The organism is Halobacillus sp. ABR2_026 (assembly GCF_056158545.1).
Window position 1 is genome coordinate 279,233 of the sequence record NZ_JBSWTM010000001.1, and the last position, 22,581, is coordinate 301,813.

21 protein-coding genes and 1 riboswitch are annotated in these 22,581 nt (G+C 45.2%); of the genes, 13 read left to right on the forward strand and 8 right to left on the reverse strand.

Features of this window, described 5'->3' with window-relative positions:
- Positions 1-16: 16 nt before the first annotated feature.
- Complete coding sequence (locus tag ACXADE_RS01525) at positions 17-2,230, reverse strand: ribonucleoside-diphosphate reductase subunit alpha (protein WP_474978762.1); 2,214 nt, start codon at positions 2,228-2,230, stop codon at positions 17-19.
- Positions 2,231-2,387: 157 nt separating this feature from the next.
- Positions 2,388-2,562, reverse strand: a riboswitch (cobalamin riboswitch).
- A gap of 170 nt (positions 2,563-2,732) precedes the next feature.
- Here ACXADE_RS01525 and ACXADE_RS01530 point away from each other — a divergent pair.
- The gene (locus ACXADE_RS01530) at positions 2,733-3,413 is read left to right on the forward strand and encodes a class I SAM-dependent methyltransferase (RefSeq protein WP_474978763.1); all 681 of its coding nucleotides are present in this window, start codon (positions 2,733-2,735) and stop codon (positions 3,411-3,413) included.
- A gap of 75 nt (positions 3,414-3,488) precedes the next feature.
- On the opposite strand, the gene ACXADE_RS01535 is transcribed toward ACXADE_RS01530, so the two are convergent.
- Positions 3,489-4,346: an alpha/beta hydrolase gene (locus tag ACXADE_RS01535; protein WP_474978764.1), complete on the reverse strand. Its 858-nt coding sequence runs from the start codon at positions 4,344-4,346 to the stop codon at positions 3,489-3,491.
- A gap of 207 nt (positions 4,347-4,553) precedes the next feature.
- On the opposite strand from ACXADE_RS01535, the gene ACXADE_RS01540 reads away from it, so the two are divergent.
- Positions 4,554-4,979 carry a pyridoxamine 5'-phosphate oxidase family protein gene (locus ACXADE_RS01540; RefSeq protein ID WP_474978765.1) on the forward strand — a complete coding sequence of 142 codons (426 nt, stop codon included), beginning with the start codon at positions 4,554-4,556 and terminating at the stop codon, positions 4,977-4,979.
- Positions 4,980-5,016: 37 nt separating this feature from the next.
- Here the strand turns inward: ACXADE_RS01540 and ACXADE_RS01545 are convergent, their stop codons facing one another.
- Both ACXADE_RS01545 and ACXADE_RS01550 read right to left on the reverse strand, forming a co-directional pair.
- The gene (locus tag ACXADE_RS01545; RefSeq protein WP_474978766.1) at positions 5,017-5,898 is read right to left on the reverse strand and encodes a cation diffusion facilitator family transporter; all 882 of its coding nucleotides are present in this window, start codon (positions 5,896-5,898) and stop codon (positions 5,017-5,019) included.
- A gap of 144 nt (positions 5,899-6,042) precedes the next feature.
- Entirely contained in the window at positions 6,043-7,416 is a 1,374-nt protein-coding gene (locus ACXADE_RS01550; protein WP_474978767.1) for a DUF2254 domain-containing protein, read from the reverse strand.
- Between the two features lie 177 nt (positions 7,417-7,593).
- Here ACXADE_RS01550 and ACXADE_RS01555 point away from each other — a divergent pair, with 177 nt between their 5' ends.
- Complete coding sequence (locus ACXADE_RS01555) at positions 7,594-8,037, forward strand: GNAT family N-acetyltransferase (protein ID WP_474978768.1); 444 nt, start codon at positions 7,594-7,596, stop codon at positions 8,035-8,037.
- Positions 8,038-8,106: 69 nt separating this feature from the next.
- The gene (locus ACXADE_RS01560; RefSeq protein WP_474978769.1) at positions 8,107-9,561 is read left to right on the forward strand and encodes an aldehyde dehydrogenase family protein; all 1,455 of its coding nucleotides are present in this window, start codon (positions 8,107-8,109) and stop codon (positions 9,559-9,561) included.
- A 903-nt stretch (positions 9,562-10,464) separates the two neighbouring features.
- Here the strand turns inward: ACXADE_RS01560 and ACXADE_RS01565 are convergent.
- Both ACXADE_RS01565 and ACXADE_RS01570 read right to left on the reverse strand, forming a co-directional pair.
- Positions 10,465-10,629: a hypothetical protein gene (locus ACXADE_RS01565; RefSeq protein WP_474978770.1), complete on the reverse strand. Its 165-nt coding sequence runs from the start codon at positions 10,627-10,629 to the stop codon at positions 10,465-10,467.
- A 194-nt stretch (positions 10,630-10,823) separates the two neighbouring features.
- Positions 10,824-11,999 (reverse strand): aminotransferase class I/II-fold pyridoxal phosphate-dependent enzyme, encoded by a 1,176-nt coding sequence (locus tag ACXADE_RS01570; protein ID WP_474978771.1) that lies wholly within the window; start codon positions 11,997-11,999, stop codon positions 10,824-10,826.
- 136 nt (positions 12,000-12,135) lie between these two features.
- Between ACXADE_RS01570 and ACXADE_RS01575 the strand changes: the two genes are divergently transcribed.
- Together ACXADE_RS01575 and ACXADE_RS01580 are read left to right on the forward strand one after the other, a co-directional pair.
- Positions 12,136-13,464, forward strand: a complete 1,329-nt coding sequence (locus ACXADE_RS01575) for an FAD-dependent oxidoreductase (RefSeq protein ID WP_474978772.1) — start codon at positions 12,136-12,138, stop codon at positions 13,462-13,464.
- A 66-nt stretch (positions 13,465-13,530) separates the two neighbouring features.
- Positions 13,531-14,622, forward strand: a complete 1,092-nt coding sequence (locus tag ACXADE_RS01580; protein WP_474978773.1) for a nitric oxide synthase oxygenase — start codon at positions 13,531-13,533, stop codon at positions 14,620-14,622.
- A 22-nt stretch (positions 14,623-14,644) separates the two neighbouring features.
- Here ACXADE_RS01580 and ACXADE_RS01585 read toward each other — a convergent pair whose 3' ends face one another.
- A complete protein-coding gene (locus ACXADE_RS01585) occupies positions 14,645-15,427 on the reverse strand; it encodes a carbon-nitrogen family hydrolase (protein WP_474978775.1) in 783 nt (260 codons plus the stop codon).
- 226 nt (positions 15,428-15,653) lie between these two features.
- Here ACXADE_RS01585 and ACXADE_RS01590 point away from each other — a divergent pair, with 226 nt between their 5' ends.
- The 7 genes from ACXADE_RS01590 (at position 15,654) to ACXADE_RS01620 (ending at position 22,153) form a co-directional block, all read left to right on the forward strand.
- Complete coding sequence (locus tag ACXADE_RS01590; RefSeq protein ID WP_474978776.1) at positions 15,654-17,399, forward strand: LytS/YhcK type 5TM receptor domain-containing protein; 1,746 nt, start codon at positions 15,654-15,656, stop codon at positions 17,397-17,399.
- The gene (locus ACXADE_RS01595) at positions 17,396-18,124 is read left to right on the forward strand and encodes a LytR/AlgR family response regulator transcription factor (RefSeq protein WP_474978777.1); all 729 of its coding nucleotides are present in this window, start codon (positions 17,396-17,398) and stop codon (positions 18,122-18,124) included. Before ACXADE_RS01590 ends, ACXADE_RS01595 begins: the two co-directional genes overlap by 4 nt.
- Positions 18,125-18,265: 141 nt before the next feature.
- Positions 18,266-19,708, forward strand: a complete 1,443-nt coding sequence (locus tag ACXADE_RS01600; RefSeq protein ID WP_474978778.1) for a carbon starvation CstA family protein — start codon at positions 18,266-18,268, stop codon at positions 19,706-19,708.
- 287 nt (positions 19,709-19,995) lie between these two features.
- Positions 19,996-20,271 (forward strand): GNAT family N-acetyltransferase, encoded by a 276-nt coding sequence (locus tag ACXADE_RS01605; protein ID WP_474978779.1) that lies wholly within the window; start codon positions 19,996-19,998, stop codon positions 20,269-20,271.
- Between the two features lie 15 nt (positions 20,272-20,286).
- Entirely contained in the window at positions 20,287-20,757 is a 471-nt protein-coding gene (locus ACXADE_RS01610; protein WP_474978780.1) for an N-acetyltransferase family protein, read from the forward strand.
- Between the two features lie 14 nt (positions 20,758-20,771).
- Positions 20,772-21,653 (forward strand): diacylglycerol/lipid kinase family protein, encoded by an 882-nt coding sequence (locus ACXADE_RS01615; RefSeq protein ID WP_474978781.1) that lies wholly within the window; start codon positions 20,772-20,774, stop codon positions 21,651-21,653.
- Between the two features lie 59 nt (positions 21,654-21,712).
- Entirely contained in the window at positions 21,713-22,153 is a 441-nt protein-coding gene (locus ACXADE_RS01620; RefSeq protein WP_474978782.1) for a YueI family protein, read from the forward strand.
- Between the two features lie 58 nt (positions 22,154-22,211).
- Here ACXADE_RS01620 and ACXADE_RS01625 read toward each other — a convergent pair whose 3' ends face one another.
- On the reverse strand, positions 22,212-22,403 hold the full coding sequence (locus tag ACXADE_RS01625; RefSeq protein ID WP_474978783.1) for a hypothetical protein: 192 nt from the start codon (positions 22,401-22,403) through the stop codon (positions 22,212-22,214).
- Positions 22,404-22,581: the final 178 nt, after the last annotated feature.

The following is a 22,581-nucleotide window of genomic DNA, read 5'->3' on the forward strand; positions in this document are numbered from 1 at the left end:
TGAACTTCCTCCTTTATTAAGATGAGCATACTTCACAATCGTCAAACTCTCCCTGGCTTGAGGTCGATCGCGTATAGTAGGTGGTTTTGAGACCACACTTCCACGCAGACAAGTGGAGATCCAACAGTTCTTTTGCTTGAATATTGTTCCTCACATAGAGATTGAATGAGACGGATTGGTCGATAAATCTCTGCCGGATACTGTTCTGCCGAATGCTTGCTTTCTGATCGACGTCATATGCTGATGGATAGTATGCATACGTTTCATGAGTGAGGTCCGGTGCCGTCACAGGAATTTTATAATCTTTCTTTTCTTCAGAATAGAACTTCTTGAATATTGGATCGATGCTGGCGGTGCTCCCAGCAATGAGTGATGTACTGGAATTGGGCGCAACAGCCATCAAGTATCCGTTTCTCATGCCGTTTTCAGCTACCTTGGTTTGGAGCGCTTTCCAGTTCCAAGTGCCGTGTTGGTCAAACGTTCGTTTAAGAAAATAATCTCCTGTCTGCCAATCGGATCCTTCGAATAATGGATAGCTTCCTTTCTCTGCAGCAAGTTCGGAGCTTGCTTCAATCGCATAATAGGAAACAGCCTCGTAAACTTCTTTTGTGTAGTCGAGCGCGGCTTCTGATTCCCAATCGATTTTCTTCCTCGCAAGTAAGTGCGCCCACCCGAATGTTCCGAGTCCTACCCCCCGGTAAGATTGATTGGTCATTTGGGCTTGAAGAACTGGAATCGTATTGCGGTCGATGACATTATCCAGCATGCGGACTTGAATCGAAGTCAGACGTTTCAATACTCCGGCAGGGACGGCGCGCCCGAGGTTGATACTCGATAAATTGCAAACGACGAAATCACCGGGTGATTTCACGGTAATGATTTTTCCACCTTCTACATACTGCTCATCCTGGGTGGTCGCTTTCTGATTCTGTGCAATTTCTGTACACAGATTGCTGCAGTAAATCATTCCGGAGTGATTGTTCGGGTTCATGCGGTTGACTTCATCTCGATAAAACATATAGGGTGTGCCTGTTTCCAGTTGTCCGATCATGATCCGTTTCATAATATCAATCGCCGGTATTTTTTCTTTGGATAACTCAGGGTGTGCAATACACTCTGCATATTTTTCCCGGAAGGAGCCGTTCCCTTTCTTCTCATCAAAGTGATCTTCAAGAGAGTATCCCATAATTGTGCGGACTTCATGTGGGTCGAACAAATACCAATCTTCTCTTTTTTCAACGGCTTCCATGAAGAGGTCGGGGATGGACACCCCTGTAAAAAGATCATGAGTCCGCTGACGCTCGTCTCCATTGTTCAGCCGGCTGTCAAGAAACGGGAAAATATCTTTATGCCAGACATCCAAATAAACAGCTATTGCTCCCTGACGTTGCCCGAGCTGGTCCACACTGACAGCCGTGTTATTAAGTTGTTTCATCCAAGGGAGAATTCCAGAAGATACGCCTTTGAATCCACGAATGTCACTGCCGCGGCTTCGAATCTTCCCGAGATAGACTCCGATCCCTCCGCCGTGCTTGCTAAGGTTGGCTATATCGGTATTGCAGTCATATATGGACTGCAGGGAGTCGTCAATGGTGTCGATGAAGCAGGAACTCAATTGTCCATATCGTTTGCCGGCATTGGAAAGTGTCGGGGTTGCTACTGTCATATATAATTGGCTGAGCGCCCAATAGGCTTCTTTGATAAGAGGGAGTCGTTTGGATGTTTTTTCTTCCGCCATCAGCACCATCGCTATGATCATGAATCGTTCTTGAGGAAGCTCAAAAATTTCCTTCTTTTTGCTTTTGGCCAGGTAGCGGTCGCTCAGCGTCTTCAGTCCAATATAGGTAAATAAATGGTCACGCTCAGGGACAATCGTTTTTTCCAGTTCATCAATCTCCTCTTTGGAATAGTATGTAAGAAGCTTCGTGCTGTAAATGTTTTTCTCGATCAATGTTTGAATCATTTGATGGAATTGTTCATAAGGCCTTGTCGTTGAGCGGTTGACTGAAGCTTTTTTATATAAATCCTCCAAGTGGATCCGGCTTGCTACATATGTCCAATCAGGACTTGCTTCATCTATTTCCGCCAGGCACTCTAGAATGAATGCGTGAGTATCATTCTTGAATGCGGGTGCTTTATCGAGCAGCTTCTGTAGATCGAGATGTGGGAATTCGCTCGTCCACTGGTGGATTTTCTTCTCCCAGGCGTTGGTTTTGGTCATGGTTTCCATTTGGTTCACTCCTCTAGAAATATATAGGTGAAAGGTCATTGCGGATACAAAAAAATCCGCTCAATGATAAATTGAGCGGATGAAACCATGAAACGAAGAGAACCTGCGAGCATGTTCGTTCCATCGCTTCATCTTCTCAATCCCCGAAGAAGTTGAAACTGCAACGAACACGAAGACAGGTCTCCTGGCTGACACTCGATCTTACTCTGGTCCTTCCCGTGCAGGTACACAGTGGAATGTCCATTTCGCGAGTGTTTACAGTTGCGGGGGCAGCTCCGGATTTGAACCGGATTCCCTATTAAGCCTTGTGGCATCTTCTATTCGTAGATACTATATATAGTGTATTTGTGATTTTAAATTAGCTTATCTTGTGTTTCTATCATAACGCTGCAAAAGACAACTTGCAACTATTTATTATGGAAATACATCAAAAATAGGGGGCGGATGCTTTCAGTCTTCCGCTATAATGGGGGAGAGAAGTTTTTCGGAAAGGGATGATTTTATGGCCGAGACATTTAACTGGCATAAGGAAGCAGAGAAGCAATGGAATGATCGTGCGGAAATGTGGAACGCAAAAAGCCGTTCGATGTGGGAGGATGGGAGCAGAAGCACGATTCTTCCTTTTTTGAAAAAGCATGTGCCTAAAGGAAAGGTCGCGGATTTGGGATGTGGCGATGGATATGGCTCTTATCTGCTTTATAAACACGGTTATGACGTGACAGGGCTTGATTTGTCGCAGGATATGGTAACAAGAGCGAATCATCGTGTGAGTGATGAACGAATCCGGTTTCTTCAAGGAGACTTAACAGACCTGCCTTTTGAGGGCGGTTCCTTTGATGCGGCAATGGCAATCAATTCTTTGGAATGGATAGAAGTTCCGTATAAAGGACTTGAGGAGATGAAGCGGATCTTGAAGCCTGGCGGACGTTTATGTATCGGACTACTTGGACCAACGGCGATGCCGAGAGTAAACAGTTACCGTAGAGTTTATGGAGAAGAAGTTATTTGCAATACAATGATGCCTTGGGAGCTTAAGAAAATGGCAGAAGAAACCGGGTGGGCATGCATCGATGGAGAGGGTGTATACAAGCGCGGCGTAAAGGACCATCACATCACAGAGTTGGAGGAAGAATTAAAACAGTCCCTTACTTTCATGTGGATCTTCATCTTTGAAAAACAATAAAAAAGCCCCTCTTGTCGGGGGTTTTTTATTTGGGAATAAATGTATGACCTGGTGCACCAAAATATTCCAGATAATTCAAGGGGTGCTCTCTACGTTCTCGGTCCAGAGAAATTCTTTAAGGAGATGATCGACTTCTTCGAGTTCGTGCAGGCCGGAGTGGGTGGCCAAAGGGTTGTAAAGCCGTTTTTCTCTATATTGTCCAAAAGGAACAATTTCTTCTAATCCGCTGACACTTGAGGCATGGACGAGCCCATCCCAGTGCTCGGTTTCTGGTTCTTCCCCATTGACCACACCGGCGATGGCGAATACTTTCACATCATTTGGAAATTGGTCTTTCTTCTGTACCATCTGCTGTAAGGCTTCCGACTGTGGTTGGAGGTCAGTAGTGGCTGCTCCGTAATTGGAAGCGAAATACCCTTTCTTTTCAATTCCCCGGAATGGGCTCGCTATCACAGACAACCGCTCCACTCGAGGGACTGAATATTGATGGTCATTCAATAAGAAATTGACCGATGCCAATCCTCCCATGGAATGGCCGACGAGATTTACCTGTTGAATATTGTAGTCCGCTTTGAGGCGGCGCATGATCTCGGACAGCCAATGGGTTTGATTATGAATACTGGCGCGGTTGTTTTCAAACAGCACTTGAATAAAGGGGTTATGTGTTTCTGTGAAGTCACCACGAATCGTGACATGTCCCCGGCTTGAAACATAAATTGTCATATGTTGACGGCCCCATTGCAGGTTCTGCATGCGGTCGATCATCGTCTCAAAACTCCTCGGCCCTCCTTTGAAACCATGGACGAACAAAGTAGGGACAAGATCTTCACGAGGGACCGGCTCAGAACTCCCGGGTCTTGAATTTATCATAAAGAAAAGTAGTCCAATGAGCAGGGAACCGAATAGGATCGGTGCCCACTTTTTCCAATTCATAAAGGGTTCCTCCTGAAAAAAAGATCTATGAACAGTGTAAAGGGAATTGCGCGCTGCTTCTGGTATATTTATGAAAAAAGAATGACAATATGTCGAACATACCCATAGCATACCCGGATCGACCAGTGGGCATCGAAGGGTTTATCTCCCATATTTCAGGGAAAACTGAAATTGTAAAAAGATTGGATAACGGAAAGGAGCTTTCCATTGAATCAAGAAGAATTGAAGAAAAAGATCCACGAAGTCATGGAAAATCACAAAGTCGGTACCCTTGCCACCGTGAAAAACAATAAGCCGCATACACGTTATATGACCTTCTGGAATGATGAAGAATTCACGTTCTATACACCGACAAACAGAGAGACCCATAAAGCGGATGAAATTGAAGCGAATCCTCACGTTCATATTCTCCTTGGATATGAAGGAGACGGATATGGCGATACGTACTTAGAGGTAGAAGGTCAGGCGAAAATCCGGGAAGATCAAAAAATTAAAGATAAATTGTGGAATGACCATATGGATCGATGGTTTGACGGAAAAGATGATCCTGAATATGTCGTCCTTGAAATCTTACCAGAAAGTATCCGCTACATGAACCAAGGGGAGAAAACCCCGGAACAATTAGAGTTATAAATACGTCAATGGCCAGCTGAATATAGCTGGCCACTTTTTATTGAAGAGAACAAGGCTCATCTTCATATTCAATTTCAAGTGTAATGTGTTCCAGCGGGATAGGACGTAAAAGCTCTTTCACGTCTTCTTTCACCTTACATATTTCATCTTTATCTGCTTCCGCACGGACGACAATATGAGTGGAGAAAGCGTGGTTTTCTCCATCCATTGACCATAGGTGAGTGTGGTGGCTCGATTTGACCGCTGTCAATGTGTTTATTTTCTGAACGAGCTGTTCAAGGTCCACGCCTGCAGGTACTCCCTCTAGGAATAACCGCATCGTTTTCACAAGGTTTTTCACAACATTATACAAAATAAACAGGGTGATACCGATGGAAGCAATCGGATCGAGTATCGGTAGATCAAAAAATAAGAGCGCGATACTGACAATCAAAACCGCCACCCAGCCAAGGACATCTTCGAGCATATGCCATGTCATGACTTTCTGATTCATGGAATCTCCGCCCTTGAGACGGAAAACAGCAGCCCCGTTCACAAGGATGCCCAGGATGGATAAAGCAATCATTCCTGCGGCATTGGGCTGCTCAGGATTTAAGAGTCTTGGGACAGCCTCTGTCAAAATAAATACAGAACCGACGATCAAAACAACGCTGTTGATCAACGCTGCTAAAAGAGAAAAGCGCCGGTATCCAAAGGAAAAATCATCGGTATGGCCTTTATTTGAGAATTTTTGAAGAAACCAGGCAAGACCGAGTGAAAGCGAATCTCCAAGGTCATGTAGAGCATCAGAGAGAATCGCCATGCTGTTTGTCATAATCCCACCGATGAGTTCAATAATGGTAAAAAAGAAATTTAAGAAAAAAGCGGTTTTGATTTTTCCTGTTGTGCCGTCCACGTGGTGATGGTGGTGATGGCCCATGGTTTCGACCTCCTCACAATATATGATTATATGTTCATATATATAATGTATGAAAAATCCCTTCATATGTCAAACCATTTCCGAGGAGACGGTGCTGATCAAGTCTCCTCGGGAAGGCTTTTTCTGAACTGATTTCAGAGTTGGTTAATCAACAGGATAAAACTTTCTGTAAATAGCATAATAATCCAGTTGGTTTCCGGTGATATCCGCCAATCTTCTCATGGCTTCAAGCAGGAAGGTTTTGTCCAATTGATAGATGACGCGAGTTTCAATATGATCGATCGTATTACAGGCGAAATCCCATAACATTCCATGTTTTGAATCGTCGATCGATTCAGCGACCATCCGGATCGCATCGACCAATTCTGTGATGATGAGGTGGTTATCACGAGCATAATGACGAATGAATCCGAACCCTCGGTATATATAGGACTCGAAGGATTCAGAAAGAAGGATGACACGTACTTGTTCTTCATCATCCATCAGGTAAGGGGTAAAGGTGATGTAGTTCTCTACGGTAAGCATCAGTTCAGCCATCCGGTGAATCGTGTTGGTGGCTGTTTTGGGGTCGTCGTTCCCCAACGATTTGATCGCTATTTCTGCCAGTTTGTGCATGCCCATTTGTATATCCTGAAGCTCTGTTTGTTTGTAATCGAGCATGACCATCCTACAATACTTTTCTTCATCAATGTCATTGGCTCCCTGGCCCCAGTAACTGATGAGGGTATTGTTTTTTAAGACATAATCTCCCACTTTCGCGTGGAAGTGAATGATGACATTATCTTTTTGTGCTTCGGCAATCATCCTTTTATAATCCACCAGTTGGATATATCCTGATTTTACAGCCCCCACTTGTTTCGCATAGGGGCGGAATTCATCCATCAAGTCCCCGGGGTCTTCTTTCCTGTATTGTTCGAGGTCTTTTCTCAGGGATTGGTTGATGATGCTTTCGGATGATTTTTTCATAGTATCTGTGATGTTGTGGACCTGCATCCACGTCGTAGCATGGTTGATAAAATAAATGAAAGTTACCGCAGAGCTGAAAGCAAGAAATATAGTAACAATCGGCACAGCAACGAAGACCTCGTGCTCGGTATTGCCAATAAACAGGAAGACCAGGAGAACATAAACGAAGTTCCCATTAAAGATTCCAAGTGCATGCTGTGTTCTTCGGTCAGAGACGAAGTTGAGCAGCATTCTCGGTGAGAATTGTCCGCTGAAAGTCGTTAAGACGACGAGCAGGGAGTTTAATGTGAAAGCGCTCAGTGTCAGGACACCTCCGATGAGTGTGCTGACCAGCATGCGGGTGATTTCGGCATTAATTGTGAAAAATTCATACGTGTATTGTTCAATTTGAAAAACGATATCCAATAATAAAGTAAGGATTACAAAGACAATAGCCATTATTATATAGAAAAAAGGCATGTACCATAAGGTCATTTGCATTTCGTGTTTTCGTTGACGTTTAGTCATTTGCATATATCTCTTTAAAGATACCGGCATCAATTTCAAAAACATACGTTTCCTCCTTTCTTTCCAAAAAGTTTCCTACCGTAGTTTCCCCTTAGCCAAGCGGACTAAAACGAATGCTGAAAACTTTCTTAAAAAAGTTTTAGTGGAAACTGCGGAAATTTTGTCCCGATATGAACAGTAAGGTATATTGAAAAGATAACGAACAGAAAAGGGGAGCTGGAGATGGAATGGGTAAAGAAAACATTCGCTGAATTATCTAAAGAGGAATTGTATGACATTTTACAAACGAGAGTCAGGGTCTTTGTTGTTGAACAGGAATGCCCTTATCCGGAAGTCGATGGCAGAGATATGGACTGTCTTCACCTATGGATGGAACAGGGAGGAGAAATGGCGGCTTATTGTCGTATTGTGCCCCCGACAGAAGGGGAGGGGCATTACAGCATCGGTCGTGTCCTTGTCAAAACCGAACACCGGGGGAATGGGTATGCACGTCAGGTGATGGACCGGGCGATTGACCTCCTAAAAGAGGAATTCAATGTGAAAAAGATTGCTTTGCACGGACAGGAGCATCTGCGTTATTTTTACGGGTCTTTCGGATTTAAGGAAGTATCAGAGGTTTATCTTGAGGACGGGATTCCACATGTCGATATGCTGATGACCATTTGAATTGGTTTTGATTGGACCTCTGCCGGGAATTATAGCTTTGTGAAAAAGTTTCCGAATGGAGGTAACACCATGAGCCCAAAAACATTTACGAAACAATACATTAATGGACAATGGAAGAACGGGTCCAGTGAAAAATATGTAGAAAATATGAACCCCTATACACAACAAACGATCGCTTCAATCCTTTCAGCGAATGAAGCAGATCTTGATGAAGCTTATGAGGCAGCTGTTAATGCCCAGGAAAACTGGGCAGCGGTTTCCCCTGCTTCCAAGCAATCTTATTTTGATCAATTATTGAAGGTTGTGCACGAGAGGAAAGATGAAATCGTAGACTGGCTCGTGAAGGAAGCGGGAAGTACGCTCGTCAAAGCTGAAGTTGAATTCCAGGCAGCGATGGGAATCATCCGGGAATCTTCCAGCTTCCCGACACGGATGAATGGACAGATTCTGCCATCCAATACACCTGGAAAAGAAAACCGTGTGTACAGGTCTCCAAAAGGCGTGATCGGTGTGATCGGTCCATGGAATTTCCCTTTCCATTTAGCCTTGAGATCTATTGCGCCGGCAGTGGCTACAGGAAATACAGTCGTCGTGAAACCAGCCTCTGATGCCCCGGTAACATCCGGATTGTTGATTGCAGATCTTTTTGAAGAAGCAGGTTTTCCTGAAGGAGTCGTCAACGTCGTTGTTGGTCGTGGGTCTGAAATCGGAGATGCTTTCGTCAAGCATCCGGCTGCAAAACTTATCTCTTTTACAGGATCGACCGAAGTTGGAAGTCACATCGGTGAACTGGCAGGAAAACACATCAAAGATACCGCTCTTGAGCTGGGCGGGAACAACGCCATGATTGTCCTGGATGATGCAGATGTCGATCAGGCTGTAGAAGCAGCGGCTTTTGGTAAGTTTCTACACCAGGGTCAGATCTGTATGTCTCTAAATAGAATCATCATTGATGAAAGTGTTCATGATACGTTTATTCATAAATTCAAAGAGAAAGTAGAGAGCTTGAAAGCTGGGGATCCTTCGGAGGAGGACACTGTAATTGGCCCGCTTATCAACATGGATGCGATAGAAAGAATTCAGGAAGATTTGAAAGCCAGTGTGGATCAGGGTGCTGAGATTCTGACAGGCGGGGAGGCTGACGGCAGTGTGATGCAGCCGACGGTGCTGACAGGCGTCCGTAGCGAGATGCCGATTGCAAATAATGAGGTGTTTGGACCTGTAGCTTCAGTCATCAAGGTTACCTCAGAACAAGAAGCGATCGAAACAGCGAACAACTCTCCTTATGGATTGAGTGGTTCTGTCTTTACCCGTGATGTCCATCGTGGGGTCGAAGTGGCCAAGCGTGTAGACACGGGGATGATTCATATCAATGATCAGTCGGTCAATGATGAAGCCCACGTCGCGTTCGGCGGTGAAAAGGAATCCGGTCTCGGTCGTTTCGGCGGAGAGTGGGCCATTGATAAGTTCACGACCGTTAAGTGGATCGGGGTCATGAATGGTTATCGCGAATACCCATTTTAACTCTAGCATCTTAAAAATATAAGGCTCTGTTAAAGTTTAGTGTTGATATTACTGCAAAAATGAGGAACTTCCAATTTTATGGGAGTTCCTCATTTTTATAGTTGGCTTATTCAACGAAAGCTCCCGTTTGTGGAAGACTCAGCTTCGAGATGTTTGTGGGGGAGTTAGGGGCTGCGGGGGATGACTCGCTTTCCGCGGAAGCGCGGTGGGCCTCCTCAGGCTTACGCCTTGCGGGGTCTCACCCAGCACTCTTTTCCCGCAGGAGTCTCGCCATCCCCCTCCGCCCGTTGGCTATATCAGGGTCTCGAAGCCCCTTCATGAATCATCAGCTATTCTAGTTGGTGAGAGGATAAGGTTCATACGCCCAAACCGAGGGGCTCGAACCCGGAAAGCTTGATACATAGCGTTTTATGCTTACAACAACCGGGGTAATGGAAGACCATCCAACGTTGGTAAAGGGGTTCGTTTCTCGCATGATCGAATGGGGTGGTTGGGAAGCTGCGAGACTCCCGTGGGAGAAAGGAGATCGGCGAGATCCCGCAGGGCGATAAGCCCGAGGAAGCTCGGCACTCCCCCACAGGAAAGCGAGTAGCTTCCCAGCCACCCCTGGCACTCAACACAATAACGAACCCCGAACCCTCTCGAAATCAAGTCTTCAACAATCCTGCCATTTAGTGAAAGACTCCGTTTCGAAATAATAATCCAACAAGATTCAATGGTTACATCGTGAAAGTAGATCATCTAGAGGTTTCGATACTTAGAAATAAATTCTCTTTTACCCTCCTATCATTTATGGTCACTTCCATCCGTTGATGCAAATATCAATACTGAACTTTAACAGAGCCAAATATAAAAAGCAGAAGCTCACATGTGCTTCTGCTTTTTATATGGGAAAAATTTCCATCAATATTTCTCCACTTCCCATTTAGGACCGGTCTGTATGAAGAGATTTAATTTGTCCGCGTATTTCAATGCTTCTTTTTTTTCAAGAAAGACCCTGTCCCGACGATCAATCGGGTCTTTAAGTATTTCTACCAGGCGGTCATCTTTTCTTACAAGCGCATACACCTTAACCCCTCCCGAGTAGTTCATGTAGAATATTTGTATAAGATAATTAAAATACATTTCTATGGCGGATTCAATATTTATTTTTTAAAAAAATCTCCAACAAGCAGACACTATTCGACAATTAAACCACATGATTTAAAAACTCTTCATTTAAATAGGACAAACCTTCCGAGGTGGCAGGTTTGTCCTTCTGATTACAATTGCTGTTTGAAGTCTTTGAAACGTTTTACAGCTTCACGCAGTTTTTCTTCAGAATTATTCAGTCCTATCCGGACGTACCCTTCTCCGGATTGACCGAAGCCAATGCCAGGTGCTACGAACAGCCCTGTAGACTCTAGCAAGTCATCGGCGAACCCTTGGGAAGTATAGCCTTCCGGCACTTGGAGCCAGGCGAAGAAAGAACCTTGGCAGGGCGCTACATGGTAACCAGCTTCTTCTAAGCCATTTACGAGGAGATCGCGTCTTTGTTCATAGGTTTCAGATAGCTCAGCAACACATTCCTGCGAACTCAACAAGGCTGTGGCTGAAGCTTTCTGAAGTCCGCCAAACAGGCTGCAGAAGTAGTGGTCCTGGATGACCTCGATGGCTTGAATGACGCTTGGGTTGCCGACGACGAATGCTACGCGCCAGCCGGCCATGTTGTAAGTCTTGGACATGGTATACACTTCCACACCGACGTTTTTAGCTCCTTCAAACTGCATGAAGCTTAGCGGTTTGTTCCCATCAAAGCCTATAGCTCCGTAGGCGAAATCGTGGACGACACAGACATCGTTTTGTTCTGCTTCTTTAATTGTTTCCTCGAAAAAGTCAGCATCAGCCATCGCGCCTGTCGGGTTATTCGGATAGTTTAGGAACATGAGCTTTGCTTTTTCCCAACTTTCGGTATCAATTTCACGGTAGTCAGGCAGGAACCCGTTCTTTTCCCTTAATGGCATCGACTTCATTTCTGCACCGACCATCTCGATCCCAGACCAGTAATCCGGGTAGCCAGGGTCAGGCACCAGCGCGACGTCCCCGGGATCAAGGAAGCATTGACACAGCTCGACAAGACCGGTTTTGCTTCCAGGCATGATGGCCACTTCTGTTTCCGGATCGATGTCTACATCATATTCCCGTTTATAAAATTCAGCGATTGCTTCTTTGAAGAATTCGTACCCATGGAAGGGGGGGTACTTATGGTATGCGGGATTCTCGGCCGCTTCTTGAAGCGATTGTACAATATGGGATGGCGTAGGTTGATCAGGGTTGCCCTGGCCAAGGTTCAGGGTATCATACCCTCTTTCTATATACAGATTCAACTTATCGATCATCGTTGCGAAAAATTGGTCCGGCAAACGCTGGACAGCTTTTGATGTTGGAAATTGCTTCATGCTCTTCACCTCGGAATAATTTTGTGAAAACTCGTACAAATGGATAATATCGTTAGTTTAACACGAGATAAGTTTGAGGGGGAACCATTTAGGCAAAGAATAAGAGAATAGATTGAACGTTAAAGGAGAGATTGGGATGGATTTCGTTATTATTGGAGGAGACGCAGCCGGAATGAGCGCAGCGATGCAGATCATCAGGAATAGTGAAGGTCATACTGTTACGGTTTTCGAACAAGGAGGAATCACTTCCTATGGACAATGCGGGCTCCCGTATGTGTTAAGTGGTGATGTCCAGTCTACAGAAGACCTGATCGCCCGGAACCCTGAAACCTTCCGGGAAAAGTACGGCATTGATGTCCGGACGTTTCACAAAGTAACGGAAGTGGATTGCGATCATAAAGTCGTGTACGGAAAAGATGATCAGGGAAACGCTTTTGAAAAGAATTATGATCGATTGCTTGTGGCATCAGGGGCCTCTCCTGTCATACCCCCTTGGAAAGGGAGCGACCTTAAAGGAATCTACACGCTAAAGACCATTCCTGATATTGAAGAAATAATGGATGCTGCTACGGAGAAAACGGAACACGTCACCATTATCGGGGGCGGCTATATCGGCCTTGAGATGGCGGAAAGCTTCGTTTCGACAGGCAGGAAGGTCCGATTAATCGACCGGGGAAGTCAATTAGCGAAGATCTTTGACGAAGATATGGGAGAGCTCGTCCATAGGGAAGCGGAACAGAATGGTTTAGAGCTCCACCTTGGCGAATCCGTGGAAGGTTTCAAAGGGGAAGGTCATGTGCAGTCAGTCGTTACCGATAAAGGAGAATACCCGACAGATATAGTACTTGCGGCGGTAGGTGTGTCTCCAAACACAAACTTTATGAAAGGTACCGGGGTGTACAAAGGGGTGAAAGATGCTATCGCCGTCAATGCGTACATGGAAACAAGCATCCTCGACATCTATGCGGCCGGGGATTGTTCGACTCAGTATCATCGCATCAAAAAGAAAGATGATTACATTCCACTCGGAACACATGCGAATAAGCAGGGACAAATTGCCGGGTTGAATATGATTGATCACCGAAGGGCATTCCGAGGGGTCGTAGGGACGTCCATTCTGAAATTCTTTGAATTGACACTTGCCCGTACCGGACTATCGGAGCGGGAAGCACAAAATGAAAAGCTGCCGTACAAAAAGATTACGATTGAATCCACTCACGCCGCCGGTTACTATTCCAAAGAAGATCCATTAACATTGAAAATCATCTATCATGAAGAAACGAGGAAGCTGCTTGGGGCACAAATCATCGGTGGGCAGGGAGCTGACAAAAGGATCGACGTTTTAGCGACTGCACTTTTTCATGACATGACCATCGATGAGCTGGAAGACTTGGATCTTGCGTATGCACCTCCTTACAATAGTGTTTGGGACCCCGTTCAGCAAGCAGGACGCAAAGCAGACTGATTCGTGTAGGTCTGTCTCCATGTATGGTAGGATAGGAATGAAGCACCATACAGGAGGATTCATGCTGTGAACACAGATTTATATAAAAAGGCGGAATCATTCATCCGTCAATACTACCAGGAGAAGGGTCTTTCCGGAATCGATGACCGACTCGATCTTATGAAAGAGGAAATTCATCGCACCGGCACTTATACCCACACGTACGAGGAACTTGAATTTGGCGCTAAAGTCGCTTGGCGGAACAGCAACCGTTGCATCGGGCGTCTTTTTTGGAACAGCCTGAAAGTGTTTGATGCCAGGGATGTTGAATCAGAAGAGGGTATGCGTGATGCACTTTTCAACCACTTGGAATACGCAACGAATGAAGGACGTATTCGTTCCACGATCACCATTTTTAAACCCGAAACTTCGGATCAAGGCGTCAGGGTATGGAATCATCAATTGATCCGATACGCCGGCTACGAAGAGCACGGGGGGATTACGGGAGATCCAGCTTCGGTTTCGTTTACGAAAGAGTGTGAAAAGCTGGGATGGGAAGGAGAAGGGACGGCATTTGATCTCCTTCCTCTCGTGGTCGAGATGGACGGACGCGAGCCTCAATGGTTTGATCTGCCTTCAGATAAGGTTATGGAAGTCGCCCTTCGTCATCCCGACTACGATTGGTTTAAGGATTTACGTTTGAGGTGGTATGCTGTTCCGATCATTTCGGATATGCGTCTTGAAATAGGCGGGGTGAATTATACGGCAGCTCCGTTCAATGGCTTTTATATGGAGACAGAAATCGGGGCACGAAATCTTGCTGATGAATTCCGGTATGACCTTCTTCCCGTTGTGGCAGAAGCGATGGGACTTGATACAAAGCGGAACTCATCCTTGTGGAAGGACCGCGCCTTAATCGAATTGAATCAGGCGGTGCTCCATTCTTACCAAACAGATGGAGTCACTCTCGTCGACCATCATACGGCTGCTCAACAGTTCCGCCAGTTCGAGAAAAAAGAACATTCATGCGGACGTGAGGTGACAGGAGATTGGACGTGGCTGATTCCGCCTGTATCGCCTGCAACCACCCATATCTTCCATTCCGCTTACGAAAACCGAATGGACACGCCCAATTATTTTTATCAGACTGCTGCCTATGAAAAAAATCCTTCCGACTGAATCGGAAGGATTTTTTTGATATTTATTCGTACAAGTCGGGTCTCCGGTCCTGAAAAATAGGGATTTGCTCTCGGATGGATTCTACAGCCGTGAAGTCGACTTCCGCATAGATGATTTCTTCATCAAAGCCGCCTTCTGCCAGGATATTCCCCCAAGGATCAACGACAATGGAATGGCCTCCGAATACATTGTTTTCATCCGCACCTACTCGGTTACAAGCGATGACGAAGCACTGATTCTCAATTGCCCGGCTGATCAATAGATTCCGCCAATGCTCGACTCTCGGTTTCGGCCACTCCGCCACGACGAATAATCCGCGTGAGCCATCCAGCATATGGGTTCGCATCCACTCAGGGAAGCGGATGTCATAACAGATGACACCGGCCGCCGGAACGTCTCTGAGCATGAAATTCCCTTTTTGATTGCCAGAGTTCAAGAACTTTTCTTCATTCATTAAGCGGAACAAGTGTGCTTTCCGGTAGTGGAGGAGTCGCTCACCATCTGAATTATAAGCGACAAAGGTGTTATAATAATTGCCGTTTTCTTCTTCAGCGATGGAACCAGCGATGGTGACCCCGTGTTTTTTTGATAATGAAAGTAACAGTTGATGGGTGGGTCCATCGATAGGTTCTGCAATTTCATCGAAACGGGAGAGGTCATAGCCTGTCGTCCATAATTCAGGAAGCAGGATGACTTCACTTCCTTTCGAAGCGGCTTCTTCTATTTTTACTTTTGCCTGTTTGCGGTTTTCTTCAGGATTTCCGAAGATAATGTCCATCTGAATGATGGCTACGTTTGTTGTCATCCTATCACCTCTTTTTTTATTAGTGTATCAAACAATTCTGACGTTTCCCTAGTGTTTTTATAATTTAGGGGTGGTAAAGGTAGACTTTGACTGGAATACACCGTTTGAATGAGAACGAACCACCCATGCTACAATATACTTAATGTCAAATGAGATCGTGCTGGATCAGGGAAGAGAATACCTTTTGCTTCATTGCATTGAGAAACACGGATAAGGAAGTGGATATATGTTTGAATTGTTCCTCCCGATGCTTGAGAGGCTCGGAATCATTGTTACGGTAGCGTTCATCATTACACGTTTCCGTTTCTTCAGGGAATTGATCGATCAAAAAGCTTTGGACCAGAAACAACGGTATATGGCTATCGTTTTTTTCGGATTGTTCGGGATCATTGGTACATATACTGGCATCACTTATGATACGAGTTCCCTTGATTATGGGCGTTGGGCTTATAATCTTGTGGAATCAGAAGCGCTCGCGAATTCCAGAGTCATCGGAATCGTAGCCGCAGGTCTATTCGGGGGATATAGAATTGGAATAGGAGCTGGCATCATTGCGGGGGTCCACCGTTTTTCTCTCGGAGGATTCACGGGACTTGCCTGTGGGATATCTGCTGTAGTGGCCGGTGTCATCGCCGGTTATTTTCATAAAAAAGAAGAACCATTGAAACTGAAGACCGCTCTATTGGTCGGAGGGCTTGCAGAGACGGTACAGATGGGAATCATCCTGCTCATCTCTGAACCCTTTAGTCGAGCCTGGTCCCTAGTTCAGGAAATAGGGGCACCGATGATTGTCGCCAATGGACTGGGGTCGGCGTTGTTTCTACTGATTATCCGGAATGTTCTTCATGAAGAAGAAAAGGTCGGTGCTCTTCAGGCTCAAAAGGCTTTGAAATTGGCTGAATCCACGGTTGCCCACTTGCGGAAAGGGCTGACAAGACATTCAGCCGAAAAAGCCTGCCACATTATTTTTAATGAAGTGCAGGTGAGTGCTATTTCTATGACGGATAAAGAAATCATACTCGCCCATGTGGGACAGGCTGATGATCATCATAAAGCTGGGGAGCCGATTCAGACAGATGCTACTCGAGAAGTCATCGAAACGGGGGAGCGGGTCGTGGTCCGTTATGAAGAAATCCAATGCCAGCATCCTGATTGTCCGCTGGGGGCAGCCGTCATAGTTCCTTTGAAGAAACGGGACGAAGTGGTAGGTACATTAAAGTTTTATGTAAGATCCCAAAAAGAAATTTCGAATGTCCTGCTGGAGTTGATTCAGGGACTGAGTGCCCTTCTTAGTCAGCAGCTGGAACTGGCCGATGCGGAAAAGGCAGAGGAACTGGCTCGTGAAGCAGAAGTGAAAGCCCTTCAGGCTCAGGTCAATCCACATTTTTTATTCAATTCGTTAAATGTCATTGTGTCATTAACCCGCTCTGAACCGGATCGTGCGAGAAAATTACTGATCGCTCTTTCGAGGTTTTTCAGGCAGAACCTTAACTCCACAACAAAGACATGGACTTCTTTGAAAGAAGAACTGAAGCACGTAAGATCTTATCTCCTCATTGAAGAAACGAGGTTCGTTGACCGACTGCATGTCCGCTATGATATCGAGGAAGAGGCTTTGTCGGCTAAAGTCGCTCCTTTGACCCTTCAGCCTCTCGTTGAGAACAGCATTAAGCATGGGATTAAAGACCAGGAAGGCGGGGCGGAAATTACGATTCGTATCCAGAAAGATAATTCCACCGTCATAGTAAGCATCCTGGACAACGGAAGAGGGATTGAACCGGAAAGGTTGCGCACGCTAGGAGAACAAACGGTATCATCGGAAAAAGGCACGGGTTTTGCTTTATATAACGTCAACAAACGTTTGGAATTCATGTATGGAAAGAATGCAAAGCTTCAAATTGAAAGTGAACAAGAGAAAGGGACATCCATATCTTTTGCGGTCCCTTTTGATGAAAAGGAGACAGAATCATGAACGGAAAAATCACGGTGCTCATCGTTGACGATGAACGCTTCAGTCGGGAAGAGCTGCGGTTTTTATTGGAATCTTACCCCCTGATTGAAATCGTAGGAGAAGCAGGTTCCGGCGATGAAGCTGTCATGCAGACGCTAAAGCTTCAGCCGGATGTGCTCTTTCTTGATGTGGAAATGCCGAAAATGGATGGGATGGCCGTTGCTAAGGCCGTACAGGAGCTGAAGAAAGTTCCGGAAATTGTGTTCGCGACAGCCTATCCAGATTTCGCTGTTGAAGCTTTCCGCCAAAAAGCGGTCGATTATCTTCTCAAACCATTTGATGAAGAGCAATTGAGTGAAACGGTGGAGAGGATTGAGAAAATCATGGAGCCTTCTCAGGAAAAGACGGGGCAGCCTCCTTCCAAATTTGCCGTCGAAGTGGAAGACGTGATTGAATACCTGGATCCTTCAGAAATTATGTATGTACACAGGGAGGACCGGGTCACGAAGATTGTCGGAAAGCAAAGAGTTTATGAAACGAAAGATGCGCTGAAAGATGTCGAGCAGCGGTTGCATGGGTTCTCCTTTTTCAGAATTCATAAAAGTTATCTTGTCAACCTGGATTACGTGCACCGGCTCAGCCCTTGGTTCAATGGTGCTTATCAACTGGAGCTGAAGGGGACAGAGGAAAAACTTTCGGTGAGCAGGAACTATGTGAAAGAATTACGCAGGAAATTGGAATTGTAAGGAGACATTGTCTTTCAGTGGTCATTTTCGACATTTTGATCATTGTTTTTGACATGTTGAACAGCAATCCCTCCTTTGAAAGCGTTCTCTTGTTATCTTATATGTAAGCGATTACAGATAGCGTGAAAAGGAGGAAACCATATGATTACTTTTTTAGTGAGTATTGCACTTTTAATTGTCGGTTATTTTACTTATGGTAAATATGTTGAGAAAACATTCGGAGTTAATACAGGACGCGAGACTCCTGCGTACTCTCATGGGGATGGTGTCGATTATCTGCCGATGGGAGAAAAAAAGAATGCCTTGATTCAGCTTTTGAACATCGCAGGTGTAGGGCCGATCTTTGGTCCAATCCTCGGGGCTTTATATGGACCTGTCGCTTTTCTATGGATTGTGTTAGGAGCCATCTTTGCTGGTGCCGTCCATGATTATCTGACAGGGATGATTTCCATTAGGAACAGAGGCGCCCATCTGCCGGAACTTGCAGGTAAGTTTTTAGGGAAAGTCATGAAGCACGTTGTTAATGCGTTTGCTATACTTCTGCTCATTCTCGTCGGGACGGTGTTCGTGACAGCACCCGCGGATTTGCTGCACAATATGACAAGCAGCTGGCTTTCACTTCCTATCATCTTGCTGGTGATTTTCGCTTATTACCTTTTAGCGACCATGCTCCCGATTGATAAAATCATTGGACGCTTTTATCCAATCTTCGGTGCTCTTCTTCTGATTAGTGCTCTAGGAGTCGGGGTATCACTCGTTGTAACCGGGGCACCTATTCCTGAGTTGTCCTTTACGAACATGCATCCTGATAACGCACCGATCTTTCCGTTGTTGTTCCTGACAATCTCGTGTGGGGCACTGTCCGGTTTTCATGCCACTCAGACACCGATCATTTCAAGAACGACACAAAGAGAAAAGCAAGGTCGTCGTATTTTCTACGGAATGATGATTGCAGAAGGGGTCATCGCCATGATTTGGGCAGCTGCTGCTATGAGTTTGTTCAACGGCTCAGCCGGGTTGAATGAAGTTCTGGCAAGTGGTGGTCCAGCAGCTGTTGTTAGTGAAGTGTCCGTTGCTATGCTCGGCGCAGTCGGGGGAACACTTGCTGTTCTTGGTGTCATTATCCTTCCGATCACTTCCGGAGATACAGCTTTCCGAAGTGCACGTATGATTATCGCCGATTATATTAAGATTCCTCAAAAGAAAATCATGAGCCGTGTATGGATTGCTCTACCTATGTTCGTCATTTCCTTCGCTTTGACACGAATTGATTTCACCTTATTATGGAGATATTTCTCCTGGGCGAATCAGTCAACAGCCGTCATTGCGCTTTGGGTCGGGGCCATGTACTTGTTCCTTTCCCGTAAGAATTATTTCATTGCAGCTATTCCGGCTACTTTCATGACGATGGCGACATTCACCTATATCCTGAACGCACCGATCGGCTTAGGGTTGAGTCTGAATGTTTCGTACATCGTGGCTGGAATCGGGACAGTAATTGTCGTCACTGCCTTCTTCATCGCCGCCCGCCGTGGATTGCAGAAGAACATCCCTTTAGAAGAAGATTTAAAACAAATTGCTTAAAAAATGGATCGGTTAACCGTTTAGTGTTGATATGTGTAAAAAAGAGGAACTTCCAATTTCAGGGGAGTTCCTCTTTATCTATTGGTCTTCTTTAACGGATGTCTTAAATGAAGGAAGCTTCGTTAGGAATGAAGGTCGAGTGTCTGGACGATGGAGCAAGACGATTTTTTTCCAGCGCCAACGTAAGTGGTCTCCGGTTTTTGGTTCTAATCCTTACCTGTAGGAGTTTCCGGAATGTTTTTATTGGAGTTGTAAGGGTATCCTTTATAGGGAAAGGAGAGATAATTTTGGAACAGGAAATTCAAGAGAAAAAAGGAACATTTTATATAGGAGAAGAAGAATCACCGGATGCCCATCTTCTATTTGAAGAAAACGGAAATACAATGGTCATTACCAGTACTTTCGTTGCCCCTGCTGAACGTGAGAAGGGACTTGGCGGAGAATTGATCGATTACGCCGTAAATTACGCGAGAAAACATAAATTGAAAATCGACCCTGTCTGCTCTTTCGCAAGGAAAGTGATGGAAGATACACCGGAATACCAAGTGGTGTTGAAAGCTTAGGGGGTGTAGTTTTTAATGGTGAAGGTAAGGGAACCCGAGGAACAAGACTTGATGCATTTTACTAGATACAGCATCGATTTTTTGCACGCCACAGCTTCTGAACGTAAAAACAGTGAAGAATTGAAGGAACGGAAATACTGGGCGGCGGATCAGTTCCTGGCAAAAAATCCGAAGCAGAAGCTTCTGGTCGCGGATATGGATGGAAGAATGATCGGTTATGTTTTAGGAGTCATAGAGGCCCATGGGGAAGAAGATAGATATGGAATTGTAAGTGAGGTATTCGTGGATGAGTTTTATCGACGGGAAGGGGTAGGCGCTGCACTCTGCCGCGCATTAGTAGGCTGGATGCATGAACAGGAAGCGGATAAAGTTCAGCTAAGTCTACGTCCTCATCTGAATGGAGGGAGTGAATTCTTTCGTAAGATCGGGTTCCTTCCCGTTAGTACCCTCTTTGAATACCATCAGAGAAGAGATGAACGTTTGTAGAGAGGAGAACAGGTATGAAAAAGGCGATGCTGATCGTGAACCCTTCTTCAGGGAAAGAGGAAGCGGTCGATCACGTAGAGAAGATTGAAGGAATTCTTAAAGAAAAAGGATATGAAGTGAATGTTGCTCAAACCGAAAAAGAGCTCGATGCCACGAAGTATTGCCGTGATGCTTGCCGGGATGAGTTCGAGGTCGTCGTTTCTATGGGCGGAGATGGAACTCTGCATGAGACGATCAATGGAATGGTGGATGAAAGTCACCGTCCATTGCTGGGGATCATCCCGCTTGGAACGGTCAATGACTTTGCAAGAGCCTTGGATATTCCTTTGAAAGTGGAGGAAGCCATCGACGTTCTCCGTTCAGACCAGACCAAACCTGTGGATATAGGAAAATATAACGACGAGTACTTCGTCAATATTGTAGCTGCTGGAGCTCTTGCTGAGGCGACTTACGATGTGACGCCCGAACAAAAAACTAAATTCGGGCCACTGGCTTATATGATGGAGGGCATGAAAACCCTCACTCAGAACAGCAGTTACCCCATTCGTATCGAATACGACGATAAAGCATGGGAAGGGGAATCGTTCTTATTCCTCGCAGCCTTGACCAATTCAGCTGGAGGATTTGAGAAACTTTCCCCCGAAGCGAAAGTGAATGACGGGAAAATTCATGGATACATCGTACCTAAAGTAAATATGATTCGTCTTGCTTCCATCGTCACTGCTATTCTCAGAGGCGGTTTGAAAGAGGAGAAGGATGTAGAATACTTTAAAGCGGACCACATCCGGATTTCATCCAAGGAAAACTTGGTGACGAATGTCGATGGAGAAGAAGGGGATGCTTTACCTGTAGAATTGTCTGTTCTTCCCTCCCACATATCTGTCATTGTAAAATAGGGAAAAGCTGTTTAGGAGCAGCTTTTTTAGTTCTTTTTAGAAATGAATGAGGTGCAGCTATGAAAAAGCCGGATATTGAAGATTACCTTCAGGAGGGGGTTTACGGAAGCAGAGAGACGAAACCTGGAGAGAGAAAGCTTTACCTCGGAACGTTGAGGGAGCGGATCGTCATCGCTTTGACTAAGGGCGAATTGATGCAGCAGCATGGAACGGGTGATTTAGCAGAACATATGAAGCAGCATGAAGATGCCACCCTGCTCTTGAATGGAGAAGTGAGCTATCGTTTTTTATCTCCTTATATGGATATAGCTGAAGAAAACGGAATCCATCATTCCATCATCTCCAATCAGGAGAGTGAGTCACAGTACGGAGCAGTACTTACCTTGGATTATGCAATTGAAAAAGAGCATATAAGGATTGAAAACGAAGAAAAAGAAGAAGTACAGGTTTCGGGAGGATTCAAAAGTTTTTTTAAATCACTCTTTGGGGCCAAAAAATAAAAAGGCTGCGGCATATCCGCAGCCTTTTTTACACGTCCTTTGAAAAAATATCCATTTTTTATTTGTATTGATTCAAAAATCTTGCCAGTCCGACGATAATAATAGCAAAAGAAAAAAGAATCATTGCAATATAACCGGCGTAGAACAAGAATTGATCGAAAAAGTTCCCAGCGGTGTCACCGATACTGTAAAGCGCATACCCCGCAAGAAGGGCAGCTAGGAATTGAAACACACGGTTGTTGAAATCCATCTTTATTCCACCTCCTTTGTACTTCCAATATATGATGTACAAACGTGGAATATTTAGATTTTTAAATATTATTTTGGCAGCCTGTCCATAGAAAGAGCGGGGTTTGTCTGATTTTCCTTCTTTTTCTCGCAATATGAGGAGCATGAAGGGGAAGAACGGATGTCGCATCTTCCGTGAA